The 15413-nt window shown below is 67.5% G+C and carries 11 protein-coding genes; 6 read left to right on the forward strand and 5 right to left on the reverse strand.

Annotation, left to right across the window (positions count from 1 at the left end):
* Positions 1–104: 104 nt before the first annotated feature.
* Positions 105–3827, reverse strand: coding sequence for a hydantoinase B/oxoprolinase family protein (locus ATE64_RS17220; protein ID WP_058456229.1), 3723 nt, complete (start codon positions 3825–3827; stop codon positions 105–107).
* Positions 3811–5433: a CHASE domain-containing protein gene (locus ATE64_RS17225; RefSeq protein ID WP_058456230.1), complete on the reverse strand. Its 1623-nt coding sequence runs from the start codon at positions 5431–5433 to the stop codon at positions 3811–3813. The genes ATE64_RS17220 and ATE64_RS17225 overlap by 17 nt, the downstream gene beginning before the upstream one ends.
* Before the next feature lie 171 nt (positions 5434–5604).
* Here ATE64_RS17225 and ATE64_RS17230 point away from each other — a divergent pair, with 171 nt between their 5' ends.
* Both ATE64_RS17230 and ATE64_RS17235 read left to right on the forward strand, forming a co-directional pair.
* Positions 5605–6258, forward strand: coding sequence for a glutathione S-transferase family protein (locus ATE64_RS17230; protein ID WP_058456231.1), 654 nt, complete (start codon positions 5605–5607; stop codon positions 6256–6258).
* 67 nt (positions 6259–6325) lie between these two features.
* Positions 6326–6799, forward strand: coding sequence for a hypothetical protein (locus ATE64_RS17235; protein WP_058456232.1), 474 nt, complete (start codon positions 6326–6328; stop codon positions 6797–6799).
* 9 nt (positions 6800–6808) lie between these two features.
* Here ATE64_RS17235 and ATE64_RS17240 read toward each other — a convergent pair whose 3' ends face one another.
* The 3 genes from ATE64_RS17240 to corA form a co-directional block, all read right to left on the reverse strand.
* A complete protein-coding gene (locus ATE64_RS17240) occupies positions 6809–8386 on the reverse strand; it encodes an ABC-F family ATP-binding cassette domain-containing protein (RefSeq protein ID WP_058456233.1) in 1578 nt (525 codons plus the stop codon).
* 133 nt (positions 8387–8519) lie between these two features.
* Positions 8520–9185, reverse strand: coding sequence for a helix-turn-helix domain-containing protein (locus tag ATE64_RS17245; RefSeq protein ID WP_058456234.1), 666 nt, complete (start codon positions 9183–9185; stop codon positions 8520–8522).
* A 120-nt stretch (positions 9186–9305) separates the two neighbouring features.
* A complete protein-coding gene (corA, locus tag ATE64_RS17250) occupies positions 9306–10277 on the reverse strand; it encodes a magnesium/cobalt transporter CorA (protein ID WP_058456235.1) in 972 nt (323 codons plus the stop codon).
* Positions 10278–10431: 154 nt separating this feature from the next.
* Between corA and ATE64_RS17255 the strand changes: the two genes are divergently transcribed.
* The 4 genes from ATE64_RS17255 (at position 10432) to ATE64_RS17270 (ending at position 15412) form a co-directional block, all read left to right on the forward strand.
* On the forward strand, positions 10432–10809 hold the full coding sequence (locus ATE64_RS17255; protein ID WP_058456236.1) for a BlaI/MecI/CopY family transcriptional regulator: 378 nt from the start codon (positions 10432–10434) through the stop codon (positions 10807–10809).
* Positions 10806–12479, forward strand: a complete 1674-nt coding sequence (locus ATE64_RS17260; protein WP_082657513.1) for a M56 family metallopeptidase — start codon at positions 10806–10808, stop codon at positions 12477–12479. Before ATE64_RS17255 ends, ATE64_RS17260 begins: the two co-directional genes overlap by 4 nt.
* Positions 12480–12584: 105 nt before the next feature.
* Positions 12585–13322, forward strand: a complete 738-nt coding sequence (locus tag ATE64_RS17265; RefSeq protein WP_058456238.1) for a hypothetical protein — start codon at positions 12585–12587, stop codon at positions 13320–13322.
* A complete protein-coding gene (locus tag ATE64_RS17270) occupies positions 13319–15412 on the forward strand; it encodes a TonB-dependent receptor plug domain-containing protein (RefSeq protein ID WP_058456239.1) in 2094 nt (697 codons plus the stop codon). The genes ATE64_RS17265 and ATE64_RS17270 overlap by 4 nt, the downstream gene beginning before the upstream one ends.
* The last annotated feature ends 1 nt before the right edge of the window (position 15413 follow it).

Below are 15413 nucleotides of genomic sequence, written 5' to 3' on the forward strand. Positions count from 1 at the left end.
GCCTGGACATGCCCTCACCCTCATCCAACTCCGCCTAATCGCTTCGCGATAAGGCTGCGTATCCTTCTCCCATCGAGGGAGAAGGAAGGTTTGCGCCGCTGCCGTCAATTGTCGTCCCCCGCTTTCCCGTAGCCGCCGCCGCCCGGCGTTTCGATCACGAAAGCATCCCCTGCAGTCAGATCCGCGCTGCCCGTGGCCGCCAGCATTTCGACCGAGCCGTCGGCGCGCTCGACCCAGTTGCGGCCGGGTGCAGCGTCTTCGCCGCCAGCCAAGCCTGCGGGGGCGATGCGGCGGCGGTTGGCGAGGATGTTCGCGGCCATCGGTTCGCGGAAGCGGATGCGGCGAGTGGCGCCGTCACCGCCGTGCCAGCGGCCCACGCCGCCCGAGCCTTTGCGGATCGAGAATTCCTCGACGATGACGGGGAAGCGGATTTCCATCACCTCGGGGTCGGTCATCCGGCTGTTGGTCATATGCGTCTGGATCACGCTGGTGCCGTTGAAGCCCGGCCCGGCGCCCGAGCCGCCGGCGATCGTTTCATAATATTGGTGCGCTTCGTTGCCGAAGGTGAAATTGTTCATCGTGCCCTGCGCACCCGCCATCGCGCCAAAGGCGATGAACAGCGCGTCGGTGATGACCTGGCTCGTCTCGACATTGCCCGCAACGACCGCGGCGGGCCAGTGCGGGCTGAGCATCGAATCGTCTGGCACGATCAGCGTGACGGGGGCGAGGCAGCCCTCGTTCATCGGGATCGGGTCGTCGAGCATGGTGCGCAGGACGTAGAGGACGGCGGCGCGGACGACGGGCATCGGTGCGTTGAAATTGTCGGGGAGCGTCGGCGACGAGCCGGTGAAGTCGATCGTGACGTGGCGGGCGGCGCGGTCGACCTTCACCGCGACCGCAACCTCGGCTCCATTGTCCATCGCGTAGGTGAACGCGCCATCATCGAGGCGCGCGATGAGCTGGCGCACCGCGGCTTCGGCCTGACGCTGGCCGTGCGCCATATAGGCGGCGACGGTGGCGGCGCCGTGCGCGGCGCTGAGGTCGACGAGCGCACTCGCGCCGCGCTGGCAGGCGGCGACCTGGGCCTTCAGGTCGGCGATGTTGAGCGCGGGGTTGCGCGCGGGCCAGTCGCCGGCAGTCAGGTGGGCGTGGACCTCGGCGTCGAGGAAGTTGCCGTCATCGACGATCAGAACATTGTCGAAGAGGATGCCTTCGTCGGCAATGCTCTTGCTGTCGGGAGGCATCGAGCCGGGGGCGATGCCGCCGAGGTCGGCGTGGTGGCCGCGCGCGGCAACGAAGAAGCTTGGCGTGCTGCTCTCCACAAACACCGGCATGATGACGGTGATATCGGGGAGGTGGGTGCCGCCGTCATAGGGGGCGTTGAGCGCATAGGCGTCGCCGCGGCGGATGCCGCGGCCGTCGCCGGGCTGGCCGTCCGCCCCGGACCGCTGGCGGAGGATCGTGCGGACGCTTTCGCCCATCGATCCGAGGTGCACGGGCATATGCGGGGCGTTGGCGACGAGGCGGCCTTCGCCGTCGAAGATCGCGCAGGAGAAGTCGAGCCGCTCGCGGATATTGATCGACGAGGCGCTATGCTGGAGCGCGCCGCCCATTTCCTCGGCGATCGCCATGAACAGGCTGTTGAAGATTTCGAGGCGGATCGGGTCGGGGGATGCCTCTTGATCCTCCCCGTCGCTTAGCGATGGGGAGGGGGACCGTCCGAAGGACGGTGGAGGGGCTGCGGGCGAAGCGAGCGCTGCGCGCCCGGTCCCTCCGTCAGCCCCCTCGGGGCTGCCACCTCCCCATCGCTGCGCGACGGGGAGGATTGTCCTGGCGAGCCGCAGCGTCCCCTCCTGCTCGACCGTTGCGTTCCACCCCGGCTCAATCACCGTCGTCGAAAGTGCGTCGATGATGATCGCGGGGCCGGCGATGCTGCGCCCGGCGGGGAGCATGCTGCGCTGATGGAGCGGAACGTCGTGCGCCGCACCGGCGAGCCAGACGCTGGCCGTTTCAGGTTCGCCCTCGGCGGACGCGGCGGGGGGCGGCAGCGCCGCCTGCGTGTCGCCCGCCTCGGTCAGTTCGACGCGGATGCGGTCGACCACCAGATTGTCGTGGGGGGCGTAGCCGAAGCGCTGGCGGAAGGCGGCGGCGAAGGCCGATGCGACCTCGGCGGGCGGTGCGAGCGGGAGTTCGATCGCATTGTCGCTGTCGGCGAGGCGGACAAAGAGCAGCGTTTCGCGGGTGGTCGTGGCATCGGGGGCAAGATCTGCGCGGGCTTGATCCGACAGCTCGGTTTCGGTGGCGGCGAGAGCGGTGGCGCAATCGGCGTCGAGCTTCAGGCCCAGCGTGCGCTCGCGGATCGCCGAGGGCCTGGCGAGACCCATGCCATAGGCCGAGAGCACGCCCGCGAGCGGGTGGAGCAGGATTTCGTCGATGCCGAGCGCATCGGCGACGAGGCAGACATGCTGCCCCGCGGCGCCGCCGAAGCCGACGAGGCTGTAGCCTTGGGTGACGTCGTGGCCGCGCGCGATGGTGATGCGCTTGATCGCATTCGCCATTTGCTGGACCGCGATGGCGAGCAGGCCTTCGGCAAGCGCTTCGGGGGTGATGCCTCCGACCTCGGCGGCCATGGCGGCGAATTTTTCGGCCACGACCGTGCGGTCGAGCGGCTGGTCGCCTGCGGGTCCGAAGAGTTTGGGGAAATGGTCGGGCTGGATCTTGCCGAGCAGGACGTTGCAGTCAGTGACGGTCAGCGGCCCGCCGCGGCCATAGGCGGCGGGGCCGGGGTTGGCGCCGGCGCTTTCGGGACCGACGAGCAGGCGCGCACCGTCCCAGCGGCAGATCGAACCTCCGCCCGCCGCGACGGTATGGATGCGGAGCATCGGGGCGCGGATGCGCGTGCCCGCGACGATGGTTTCGTTGTCGCGCTCGAGGCGGCCGGCATAATGGCTGACGTCGGTCGAGGTGCCGCCCATGTCGAAGCCGATGAGGCGCGTCTTGCCGAGCGGCGCGGCGCTGCCGACCATCCCGACGATGCCGCCCGCGGGGCCGGAGAGGATCGCGTCGCGGCCATGGAAGGCGGCGGCAGAGGCGAGGCCGCCCGAGCTTTTCATGAATTGCGGGTCGATGCCCTCTCCGAGTTGGCCGACGAACTGGTCGACATAGTGGCGCAGCACAGGCGAGAGATAGGCGTCGGCGAGCGTCGTATCGCCGCGGCCGATCAGCTTGATGAGGGCGCTGACCTCGTGGCTGGTCGAGATTTGGGTGAAGCCGAGGTCGCGGGCGATGGCGGCGAGGCGCTGTTCGTGCGCGGGGTAGCGGTAGCCGTGCATGAGGACGATGGCGATGCTGGCGAGCCCGCGGTCGCGGGCGGCTTGCAATGCGGTGCGGGCCTGTTCTTCGTCGAGCGGGGTCAGGACAGCACCGTCGGGACCGACGCGTTCGGCGATTTCGGCAACCTCGGCGTGCGGCGGCGGGGTGCGTTGGAGTTTGCGCGCGAAGAGGTCGGGCCGGTCCTGATAGCCGATGGTCAGCGCGTCGCCGAAGCCGCGCGTGATCGCGAGCAGCGTCGGCTCGCCCTTGCGTTCGAGGAGGGCATTGGTCGCGACGGTCGAGCCCATGCGGATCGCGAGGCGCGGAAGCGGGCCGCTGCCCGCGCCAGTGAGGTCGCGGATCGCATTGACCGCGGCGTCGCCGGGTCGCGCGGGATCTTCGCTCAGATATTTGGTGGTGACGACGGTGCCGTCGGGGCTGCGCGCCACGACATCGGTGAAGGTGCCGCCGCGGTCGATCCAGATATGCCAGCGATCGTCAGGGTGCAGAGCCATCGTACGGCCAGCGGATGAGGATCGTCAGGCTGTTGTCAACGGCGGTGCGATCCCAGCTGCCCTTCAATTGCCGTTCGATCAGCGATCGGATGAACTGGGTGCCGAAGCTTTCGGTGTCGATCTGCGGCGGCGCGGCCAGGCCGGTTTCGGTCCAGCGAAATTCGACCTGGTCGGCCTCGATGCACCAGCCGACGGCCAGATTGCCGCCGCGTCCGGACAGCGCGCCATATTTGATGCTGTTGGTGACGAGTTCGTGGACCGCAAGCGTAATCGCCTGCGCGCTTTCGTCATCGAGGCAAACGACGGGGCCGTCGAGCGCCGCCAGACGCTCGCCCGACCAGCCGGCGATTTCCAGCTCGCGGTGGACGATGCGGCCGAGCTCGACCGTATCGACCGCGCCAGTGACGAGCATCTGTTTGGCGTCGGAGAGCGCGCGCATGCGGCCGTCGAATTTCGTTTCGAAATCCTCCAGGCTGGCGGATTCGCGGAGGGTGATGCGCGCGAGCGCACCGATGCGGGCGAAGGCGTTCTTCATGCGGTGCGCCATCTCGCCGATCATCAACTCGCGGTCCTCGGCATGGCGCGCCTGCTCGGCGGCGAGCGCCTGTGCCACCCCGACGCGGCGTTGCTGGACACGGTGGAGCTGGGTCGCGAGGATGGCGAGCAGGACGCCGAAGACGAAGATGGCGAAAGGGCGGCCGAGCCGTTCGAGAAAGCGGCCGTAGGAAATGCGCATCGTCCATTCGCGATCGGCAACGCGCAGCTTTTGCTCGTGCGCGTCCCAGCCGACCTTGCCTTGGCTGTAGAGAAGCTGTGCCTTAGGCCCGTCGCCGGCATAGACCTCGATCCCGTCGATGCCGCGCATCTGGTCGCCAAGAACCGCCGTCATCATGTCTTTGCCGCGGAACGGCGCATAGATGAAGGCCTCGATCGGACGCGCGCCGGGGCGCGTCGCGACATTGGTCAGCGGCGAGGCGGGCAGGCGCGCATAGACCGGGATATAGATCAGAAAGCCCTTCTCCTTCTTCCTGGCCAGGCGTTCCTGCGCGAGTACGACAACGCCGCTCGCGGCGGGCTGGCCGGTCTGCCAGGCGCGGCGCATCGCGGCGCGGCGGGTCGGATCGCTGTACATGTCGAAACCGAGCGCGACGTGGCGGCGCGGCGTATAGGGCTCGACCAGCGTCACGGCGAAGCCGATCTTCTGGTCGGTGACGGCGGGCCAGACCCGAATCGCCTGGCCGTAATTCTGCGCCAGCTGCGCTTGGGGAAGCCGGGGGTCGCCGGCGGGGAAGGCGGCGGCGATGCCGATCCCCTCCATGCCCGGCGTGCGGATCTGCGGCTGGAGCGACGAGAGATAGGCGCGGATGCCGGGACCGCTGGAACTGGAGTCCGACTGGTAAAGCGCGCGGACGCCTTCGAGCACCGCGACATGGTCGCGTAGCCGCATATTGACCTGCATCGCGACGCGCGCCGCCTGGTCGGCCTCTTCGGACTGGTTGTAGAAAAAGCTGGCGGCGGCGGCGACGAGCGTTGCGAGCAGGATGACCAGGCCAACAAAGCGGGCGAGCAGGCCCATCAGCCGATCTGCCCAGGTTGAGGGGCGCATTGCGAACATCCTGCTGATGGCTGCCGCGGCAGCGCCCCCCTCCAAACGCCGATGTTTCACGCCGGCGCGTCGATGGCAAGTTTATTTCTTTGCCGCCCGGATCCGTCGCACGGGTTGCGTCGCCCCGCCCTTAACCTATGCTATGACAGCAGAATAAAGGGAGATTGCAGGATGATCATCTATGGCTCGGTGGTGTCGCCGTTCGTGCGCAAATTGCTTGGTTATCTGGGCGAAAAGGGGATCGATTTCGAGCTGAAGGGCGTCGGGATCGGCGACCCCGATCCGGGCTTTCGCGCCGCATCGCCGCTCGGAAAAATGCCGGCGATGGACGATGACGGTTTCCTGCTCGCCGATTCGAGCGCGATCATCCATTATCTCGAGGCCAAGCACCCCGAACCCGCGCTGATCCCGGCCGACCCGCAGCAGCGCGGGCGTGTGATCTGGTGGGATGAATTCGGCGACACGGTGTTTGCGGCGTGCAGCGGCAAGATGTTCTTCAACCGCATCGTCTCGCCCAAATTTCTCGGTCGCGAGGGCGACCTCGCGGCGGCCGCGCAGGCCGAGGCCGAAGAATTGCCGAAGCTGCTCGATTATCTGGAGAGCGCGATCCCCGCGTCGGGCAATCTGGTCGGCGATCGCTTCACGCTCGCCGATCTTGCGGCCGCGTCCCCGCTGATGAATTTGCGCCATTGCGGTGCGTGCATCGACGCGGCGAAACACCCGAAGACCGCGGCATGGAGCGAAGCGATCCTGTCGCGCCCCAGCCTAGCGCCGTGGGTCGAGAAGGAGGAGCGGATGATGGCGAAAGTGCTGGCGTCCGCCTGACCTTTCTCCCGGCACCGTCAGATAATCTTAAGCAGCGCCGCCTAGCCAGGTGGCGAGGAACAGAACCGTGCAAGCCCGATACCCTTTGCCGCTCCACCATAGCTGGCCGCTCTATGAGCGCGCGCGCCACTTCGACCTCGGCTGGGCCCAGCGGACGAGCGTGCGGGTGCCCGGCAAGGCCGGCGCCGAAACGCCCGAGGATGCCGAGGCGATCGCGCGGCTGGGCGTGGGCGTGTGGCATTGCGACCTTGCGACCAACCGGCTGAGCTGGACCGATACGGTGTACGATCTTTTCGGCCTGCCGCGTGGCTCGGACGTCGCACGGGCGGCGGCGGTGGCGCAATATTGCGAGGGATCGCGCGCCGCGATGGAACGGCTGCGCGCGCACGCCATCGCGCATCGTCGCGGCTTCACGCTCGACGTCGAGATCGGCCCGGCGCGCGCGCAGACGCGCTGGATCCGGCTGATCGCAGCGCCGGTCTGCGAGGGCGACCATGTCGTCGCGCTCCACGGCCTCAAATTTCCGGTCCCCGAAGGCTGACCAAAGCGATCAGCACAGCGCAATTTCGCGGGTGATCCCGATCGCGTCCAGAAAGGCCGGATCGTGACTGACCACGAGCAGCGCCCCGTCATAGGCGGCAAGTCCCGTTTCGATCGCGGTAAGCGATTCGATGTCGAGGTGGTTGCCTGGCTCGTCAAGGATCAGCAGTTGCGGCAGCTGCGGAGCGCCGAGGACGCAGGCGAGGCCGGCGCGCAACATCTGTCCGCCGCTGAGCGTGCCGACGATCCGGTCCGCGGCGTCGGCGCGGAAGCGGAAGCGGGCGAGCGCGGCGCGGCACTGGTTGTTCGTCGCCCCTGGGCTGCGCACAAGGAAATTGTCGGCGATCGAAAGCGACGGGTCGAGCAGCGATACGCGCTGGTCGAACACCGCGAACGGCACCTGCGTGCGTACCGCGCCCGACCATGGGCCGATCGTCCCTGCCACAAGGGCGAGCAAAGTCGATTTCCCCGAACCATTGGGCCCGGTGATCGCGACGCGCTCGGGGCCGGTGATCGTCAGCGACAGGTCGCGGATGACGGGCTGCCCCCGGGCATAGCCGGCCGTCACAGCGTCGAGCGCGAGGACGGTTCGCGAGGCGGCCAGTCCGGTCGGCGGAAGCCCCGCCGACAGCGGATCGACGACTTCGACCCTCGAGCGCGCCGCCGATAGCTGGGCCTGTGCGGCGTCGCGCTGGCGCCCGGCAAGGCGGCTTGCCGCAGCGCGTGTCTCTTCGGCGCGGCGCTTCTGTCCGCCGATGATGATCTTGGGCATGTCGCCGCGCGCCGCCTTGCGCCGGCCGCCGGCGTCGCGCCGGTCCTGTCTTTCGCTCGCGGCCTGCGCCTCGCGCCGGGCGGTATCCAGTCGCTTTTCGGCGTCGGCGAGTTCGGCCTCGACCGCCGCGCGTTCAATCTCCTTGCGCGCGAGATAGGCGCTCCAGCCGCCGCCGTAGCGCGCGGCGCCGAGGCTGGTGATTTCGACGATCGCGTCCATCTCCTCGAGCAATTCGCGATCGTGGCTGACGACGATAGCGCCGCTGCGCCAGCCACGCAGCAAATCGCGCACCGCAGCGCGCCCGTCCCGGTCGAGATTGTTGGTCGGTTCGTCGAGGAGCAGGAAGTCGGGCGCGGCGAATATCGCAGCGGCGAGCGCGGCGCGCGTGCGCTGGCCGCCCGACAGGTGCGCCAGCGGGGTATCCGCCGGAAGCGCGAGGCCGACCTTCGCGAGCGCTTCGTCGATCCGCGCCTCGAGCGTCCAATCGGCGTCGCCGATGTCTTCGGCACTCGCATCGCCCGCTTCGGCCTTGCGGAGCAGCGCGAGCGAGGCGCGGGCGTCGAACAGGTCGGCGATCGTCTCGTCCGGGTCGACCTGCACCGTCTGGCGCAGCATTGCGACGCTGCCGTCGATCGCGATCGAGCCGGAGGCGGGCTGGCGCTCGCCGGTCAGCAGGTACAGCAGCGTCGATTTGCCGACGCCGTTGCGGCCGACGACTCCGACGCGCTCGCGCTGGAAACGAAGGTCGATGTCGGAGAGGACGGGGCGGCCGTCGGGCGCGGACCAACCGAGGTTGGCGAGGGTGATGGAGGGCATGGACAAGGCTTTCCTGAAGGCACGGCGTGGCGGCGATGCGTTCAGTTGCGATCCATGATCCTGCGGACTCCCTGTTGGTTGCGGTAAACCCTATACCGGAAGGGGGGCGGTTTCGGCAAGACCGGGCCGCCGTTTACAGCTCGACGATGATCCGGACCTTGTCGGGTGCGACTCCGACCGTGCGCGCGATCTGCTCGCGGCTGCGCGCGATCAGGTCGTGCAGTCCTTCGGGCGCGAAGCCGCCGAGCAGGTCGGAAACCTGCACGCCCAGGATCGCGGCCAGTGCGTCCATGCGGTCGTGCTTGGGGCGGGCGCGGCCCTTTTCCCAACCCGAAACCGACGGCGCGCTGACGCCGATGCGTTCGGCGACGTCGGCCTGGTTGAGGCCGGCCATGATCCTGAAACGCTGCAGGCGTGCGCCGAAGGCTTCGTCGGCGGGGCTCGGCTGGCTGTCGTCGACCTCGGGTTCGGGGGGCACGACGCTCTTGAGTTCGACCGCGCTCAGTGTCGCGGGCGATACGGGCCCCTCGAACTGGCATCCGAAGAGCCGGCCGCTGGCCCAGATTACAACCGCCGAAATATCGCCGGCATGCGGCAGTTCGATTTCGATCCGGTCGCCCGCCTCAAGCTCGATATCGCTTTCGAATAGCAGCCCGGTTCCCGAGATATTGTGGATCAGCACCTCGATCTCGGTGCCGTCATGATGGGCGCCGCGCGCGAGCAGGCTGAGTTTGCGGCGTGCAGCCGACCGACTGTCGGCGTCGGCGGCCGGGGGCAGGAAATATCCGGAAATGACCATATCCTAATTTTGGGGTGAGACGGTTAAAAGAGGGTTATCAAAGGCCGCAAAGATGGTGCGGCGAAACCCCCGTGCAACGCGGTGACAGGTTGCATCCGCCGCGGCGGCGCGGGTGCGGCTCTAGAGCCAGCCGATCCGCCTGAAGCGGCGGTACAGCAGGCCGCAGATTCCGCCCATGAGCGACAGCGCGAAGGGATAGCCGAAGGTCCAGCCGAGTTCGGGCATATGCTCGAAATTCATGCCATAGACCCCGGCGATCGCGGTCGGCACGGCCAGGATCGCGGCCCAGGCGGCGAGCTGGCGCGTGATCATGCCCTGGCGCTGCTGTTCGAGAAGCGAATTGGTGTCGACGACCGATGCGGCGACTTCACGCAGGCCCTGGAGCCGGAATTCGGCGCGCTGGACATGGTCCCATATATCGCGAAAATAGGGGCGTACCGCGTCGTCGATCCACGGCAGGTCATCGGCGCCGATCAGCCGGTTCGCCACGTCCTTCATCAGCCCGACGATGCGCTGGAAGCGGATGATTTCGTGCCGCTGGCCATAGAGATGGCGGATCTGTTCGGCATCGAGCGGCGTGTCCATCACGCTTTCCTCGACCAGCAGCAGCCGGTCCTCGATTGCGTCGATCACCGGGAAATAGCCATCGACGATGAAATCGAGAATCGCGTAGAGGACATAGTCGGGCCCGTGCATAAGCTTGTGCGGCAGGCTTTCGAGCTTCGCGCGCACCTCGGTATGCGCGCGCGCCGAGCCGTGGCGGACGGTCACCGCGAAATGGCGGCCGAGGAAGATCGCGGTCTCGCCCGACTGGATCGTATCCCCCTCCTGCCGCGCGGTCGCGGCGATGACGAACAGCTGGTCGCCATAGATCTCGACCTTCGGAAGCTGTTTCGATTTCAGCGCGTCCTCGACCGCGAGCGGGTGGAGGCCGAACCTTTTGGCGATCCCTGCAAGTTCGTCGGGGGTGGGCTCGTAAAGGCCGAGCCAGAAAAAATCGCTGTCGTCGCAATCCTCGGGGATGATGTCGTCGGGGCCGAGCTCGCGAACGAGCTTTCCTTCATTATAGTGGCGGGCGGCCATGATCGGCATCGGGGACTCCTTGAGCGATGCGCCTACATAGGGGGTGCATTGCGTCAGGGGAATCCTGTTCGACGGCTTATGTGTATTAGTAGAGTAAAACCCTCTTGTCAAAGATGCGCTACAAATGTAGCACGCTACAAATGTAGCGCACGAGGTGATTCGAATGCTGTCCAGCCTGCCCCCCCGCGAACGCGAGATCGTCGATATTCTCTATGAGCGCGGGGCCTCGACGGTGACCGAGATTGGCGACGCGCTGTCCGACGCGCTGTCGGGTTCGGCAATCCGCGCGATGCTGAAGCGGCTCGAGGCGAAGGGCTTCGTGGCGCGCGAGGCGTCGGAACGCGGCTTTGTCTATGCGCCGAGCGTGTCGGACAAGGCGGCGCGCAAGTCGGCGCTGAGCCAGGTCGTGCGCGTCTTCTTCAACGGATCGGCGACGAGTGCCGCTGCGGCTCTGCTCGGTATGCAGGACGAAATGACGGGCGCCGATCTCGACGAACTTGAAAAGATGATCGCAAAAGCCCGCGACGGGAGGATGAAATGACTACGAGCGCCATGCTGCTGGGCCTTGCCTGGAAGTCGCTGGTGATTGCGGGACTCACGCTCGTCGTGCTGCGGCTCGCGCGGTCGCGCTCGGCGGGTGAGCGCTCGATGGTCGCGCATGCGGGGCTCGCAGCGCTGCTCGCGCTTCCCGCCGCGATCCTTTTTCTGCCGAAATGGGCACCGCTGCCGCAGCATTGGTTTGCCGGCGATGCGCCCGTCGCGGCGATGGTTTCAGGAGTTCCGGCCGCCGATCCGGGCCCCGTCGCGATGCCGGTCCCGACCGCGGTCGAGGCTGCGGGCTCGGCGCCGGTGACCTTTCCCGCTCTCGCCGATATCGCGCCCTTTCTCTATCTCGCTCCGCTCGCGCTGCTGTGCGGAGTGATGCTGCTTGCGGTCGTGCGGCTGTTCGCGATGCGCCGCCGCGCAGAAATCCTCGTCGAGGGATCGTGGCTGTCGGCGCTTGCCGAGGCGCAGCGGCGCATGGGGTTCAAACATGGCACCGCGTTGCTGGTGAGCGAGGAACTGCGCTCGCCGATCAGCTGGGGTGTGCTGCGCCCGACGATCGTGCTCAATCCGCGCGCGGTCGATGCGGTCGACGAGGCGGAAGCGATCATCGCGCACGAACTGGCGCATGTCGCACGGCTCGACTGGGCGAAGCTGCTCGGCGCGCGAATCGCCTGCGCGGTCTTCTGGTTCAACCCGCTGGTGTGGATGCTCGCGCGTGAAAGCCACCAGCTGCGCGAGGAGGCGGCCGACGATGCCGTGCTGATGGCCGACATCGACGGGCCCGACTATGCGACCCTGCTCGTCGGCGCGGCGCGCCATGACAATCAGGGGGCGCTGCTGGCCGCGCATGGCGTCGCGCCGGGCAGGAACAGCCTGAAGCGCCGGATCACGCGCGTGCTCGATGCCAGCCTGAAGCGCGGACCGGCGAGCGCGGGCTGGATGCTGACGAGCCTCGTTGTGCTCGCAGGTATCACCGCGCCGCTCGCGGCTTTTTCGGCAACCGCAGATAAAAAGGTGGCGCTGGAGTTCCCCGCTCCCGCCGCCGCCACCGCCCCGGCCGCGACGCAGCAGGTCGCCGCGGCCGCGGGCGGGGTCAATCCTGACGGCGAGGCCGCTGCCGACCCGTCGCGGCCGCTGAGCGCCGACGAACTGATCGGCATGCGCGCGGTCGGCGTCACGCCCGAATATGCGGCCGAGATGCGCGAGCATAACGGCCCGATGACCGCCGACGAAATCATCGGCGCCAAGGCGACCGGCGTCGATCCCGCCTATATCAAGAAAATGCGCGGCCTTTTCCCCGGCGTCAGCCTCGACGATCTGGTGGGCGCTTCGGCGCTGCACATCGAACCCTCCTTCGCCCGCGACATGAAGACGCATTTCCCCGACATCGGCATCGACGATGTGATCGCGCTGAAGGCGATGGGGGTCGACTGCGACTTTGTGACCGACATGCGCAAGGCGGGGGTGCGCATCCGCAGCGCCGATGACGCGATCGAACTGCGCGCGACGGGCGGATGGGCCGCCGCGAAGGACCGCAAGGACGATCGGGGCGCGACCGTCCGGGTTGGCCACGGCGCGGTGGTCGAGGCGCGCGGCGCCGATGGTCGCGTGACGCGCGTCGAGGTTCCCGAGCCCCCGGAGCCGCCGGAAACGCCCGCGACCTGACGTTCGTCCAAACCCGACTTCCGTTGATCGAAGCCCTGTTTTGAAACGCCGTCGCGGCGGCGAGCGATGACGCTCGCGCGGCGCACGGAGGGAGGAGTGCACCTAATGAAGATCCCGATGATGCTTGTCGGCGCCGCTTTGCTGTCGGTTTTCGCCTGCGCCGCGCCAAGCACGGCCGCCGATCCGCCCGTGCCGGGCGATATCGCCTGGCGCGCGGATCCGGCGACGTCCGACGGCGGGCCGCTGCTCCGCGTCAGCCGCAAGACATCGAGCAGCGATGTCGTGATCGACGGAACGCGGAGCGAATTTGCCGGTGCAAGGGCTGCGCTGGGTGGCGGGCCGGGTCCGATCAGCTTCACCGTCGTCCATGAGGCCGGAACCCTTGCCTGTTCGGGGCGGCTGACCGGCGCCTTCGACGGCGAAGGCGATTGCCGCTTCACCGCCGATACCGGGTTCGAAAGGGCGCTGGAACAGCGCGGCCTCGCCCCCGACGACCGGGGCGACCTGCTCGCGATGCTGCTCGTCGATGCGACCGTCGAACTCGCCGACGGGCTGACGCGCGAAGGTGTGAAGCCCAAGGACAATGGCGACCTGATCGCCGCCGCGGCGCTGGGCGTCACGCCAGCCTATGTCCGCGACCTCAGATCGGAGGCGCTGGTGCTGACCGGGGTCGAGGATGCGATCGCCTGCAAGGCGCTCGGTGTCGACGGCGCCTATGTGCGCGGGCTGGCCGACGCGGGATACCGGAAACTTGCGGCCGACGAGGTCCTCGGAATGAAGGCGATGGACGTGTCGCCCGAATATGCCCGGGCGATGAACCGCGCGGCGCGGGGTGGCCAGTGAAGTCGACGATCAGCCTTTCGGCCATCGCCGCCGCGCTGTCGGCTTTGCCCGTCGCGGCGCAGGATGCCACCGTCGCTGGCGATGCTCCGCCGCCGGTTGCCGCCTCTGCGGGAGCGACGGGCACGGCGCGGCAGGTCTTCGCGCCCGCCGACTTCGCGCGCTACGCGCCGAAGAACGCCTATGACATGCTCGTGCAGGTTCCGGGCTTCTCGATCCGCGATAACGAGAATTTGCGCGGGCTGGGGCAGGCGACGGGCAACGTCCTGTTCAACGGCGAGCGGCCGTCGAACAAGGCCGACGACATGTACACCCAGCTGTCGCGCATCCCGGCCGAGAATGTCGAGCGGATCGAGATCGTCGACGGCGCGACGCTCGACATCCCCGGACTGTCGGGGCAGGTCGCCAATATCGTCTATCGCGCCGACAGTATCTCGGGGCAGTTTTCGTGGAAGCCCGAGTTTCGCGCCCATTACACCGATGCCCTGTTCACCCGCGCCGACGTTTCGGTGCGCGGTCGGTCGGGGCAGATCGAATATGAGGCGGCGCTGAGCAACGACGACTCGGCGCGCAGCGGCGCGGGTGGGCCGACGCTGATCTATGACGGCGCGGGAAATATCATCGAGCGGCGCGAGGACAGCTGGAACACGCATTACGATACGCCGAAGCTGTCGGGACGCATCACCTGGGATCCGCCGGGCGATACGGTTGCCAATCTGGGCGGGCATTATCAGCGCAAATATGACCGCTATTATGAGGATGGCGTGCGGACGAGCCCCGGAACGCCCGATCGCATCCGCACCGTCTATGAAAATGCAGACAGCTGGAATTACGAGGTTTCGGGCGATTACCAGTTCGGCTTCGGGCCGGGGAAGCTCAAGCTGATCGGGCTGCGGCGGTTCAGTCACGAGCCGTACAAGCAGGAGATCGTCACGACGCCGGTGGGCGGCATCGCGACCGGCGATCGCTTCGCGCAGACCGGTGACCTTGGCGAAACGATCGCGCGCGGCGAGTATCAGTGGAAGCTGTTTGGCGGCGACTGGCAGCTGTCGGGCGAGGCGGCGTTCAACACGCTCGACAATGTCGCGTCGATCGCGGTGCTCGATCCGTCGGGCACGTGGGTCGGCCAGCCGTTCGACGGCGGCACCGGCGGCGTCAGCGAGGACCGCTACGAAGGCCTGCTCAGCTTCGGGCGCAAGCTGACCGACAAGCTGACCGTCCAGATCGTCGCGGGCGCCGAACATTCGACGATCACCCAGACGGGCGCGAACGGTCTGACGCGCAGCTTCTTTCGCCCGAAGGGGTCGTTGACGCTCGCCTGGGCGCCGTCGGCCGATTTCGATGCGTCGCTGAAGATTCGGCGGCGGGTGCTCCAGCTCAGCTTCTATGACTTCCTCGCGCGCGCCTTCCTCAACGACGGGAACGAGAATCAGAGCAACAACGACCTGAGGCCGCAGCAGGACTGGAGCTACGAGCTCGAGATCAACAAGAAGCTCGGCGCGTGGGGTTCGACCAAGCTCTATCTCGTCTTTCGCGACGTCGAGGACCGCGTCGATGTCGTGCCCGTCGGCTCGAACGGCGGCGAAGGCGTCGGCAATATTGCGAAGGCGAAGGCGGGCGCGGTCGAATGGTCTTCGACGATCAACCTCGATCCGGCCGGGATCAAGGGGATGAAGGTCGAGTCGAGCGCGCTGTTCCAGAAAAGCTCGCTACGCGACCCCTTCACCGGCGAGAAGCGGCAGTGGAGCGGTTTCACCGATCGCGTCGTCGATGTCAGCGTGCGCCACGATATTCCCGGCAGCGACTGGGCGTGGGGCGCCGGCGCCAATTATTCGCACTACCAGCCCAGTTACCGCCGCAACCAGTCGGACAAGGTGTGGGAAGGGCCGGTCTTCGCGAACGTCTTCGTCGAGCACAAGAATGTGATGGGACTGACCGTCCGCGCGCAGATCCGCAACATCGCCAACGCGCGCTCGAAGCGCGATCGAACCGTCTATACGGGCGTGCGCGGCCAGAGCCCGATCGCGTTCGTCGAGGAACGCGACCGGCTCATCGGTCCGATCTTCGCGGTTTCGGTGCGCGGGAATTTCTGAT

Source organism: Sphingopyxis sp. H073, from assembly GCF_001468395.1.
In the GTDB taxonomy this organism is placed as follows: Bacteria; Pseudomonadota; Alphaproteobacteria; order Sphingomonadales; family Sphingomonadaceae; genus Sphingopyxis.

Excerpts from the sequence above, each read along its gene's own strand:
- ATE64_RS17255 (WP_058456236.1), top strand. The coding sequence starts at position 10,432 with ATGCTGTCCAGCCTGCCCCCCCGCGAACGCGAGATCGTCGATATTCTC.
- ATE64_RS17230 (WP_058456231.1), top strand. The coding sequence starts at position 5,605 with ATGATCATCTATGGCTCGGTGGTGTCGCCGTTCGTGCGCAAATTGCTT.
- ATE64_RS17220 (WP_058456229.1), bottom strand. The coding sequence starts at position 3,827 with ATGGCTCTGCACCCTGACGATCGCTGGCATATCTGGATCGACCGCGGC.
- ATE64_RS17225 (WP_058456230.1), bottom strand. The coding sequence starts at position 5,433 with ATGCGCCCCTCAACCTGGGCAGATCGGCTGATGGGCCTGCTCGCCCGC.
- corA (WP_058456235.1), bottom strand. The coding sequence starts at position 10,277 with ATGCCGATCATGGCCGCCCGCCACTATAATGAAGGAAAGCTCGTTCGC.
- ATE64_RS17260 (WP_082657513.1), top strand. The coding sequence starts at position 10,806 with ATGACTACGAGCGCCATGCTGCTGGGCCTTGCCTGGAAGTCGCTGGTG.
- ATE64_RS17245 (WP_058456234.1), bottom strand. The coding sequence starts at position 9,185 with ATGGTCATTTCCGGATATTTCCTGCCCCCGGCCGCCGACGCCGACAGT.
- ATE64_RS17265 (WP_058456238.1), top strand. The coding sequence starts at position 12,585 with ATGAAGATCCCGATGATGCTTGTCGGCGCCGCTTTGCTGTCGGTTTTC.
- ATE64_RS17240 (WP_058456233.1), bottom strand. The coding sequence starts at position 8,386 with ATGCCCTCCATCACCCTCGCCAACCTCGGTTGGTCCGCGCCCGACGGC.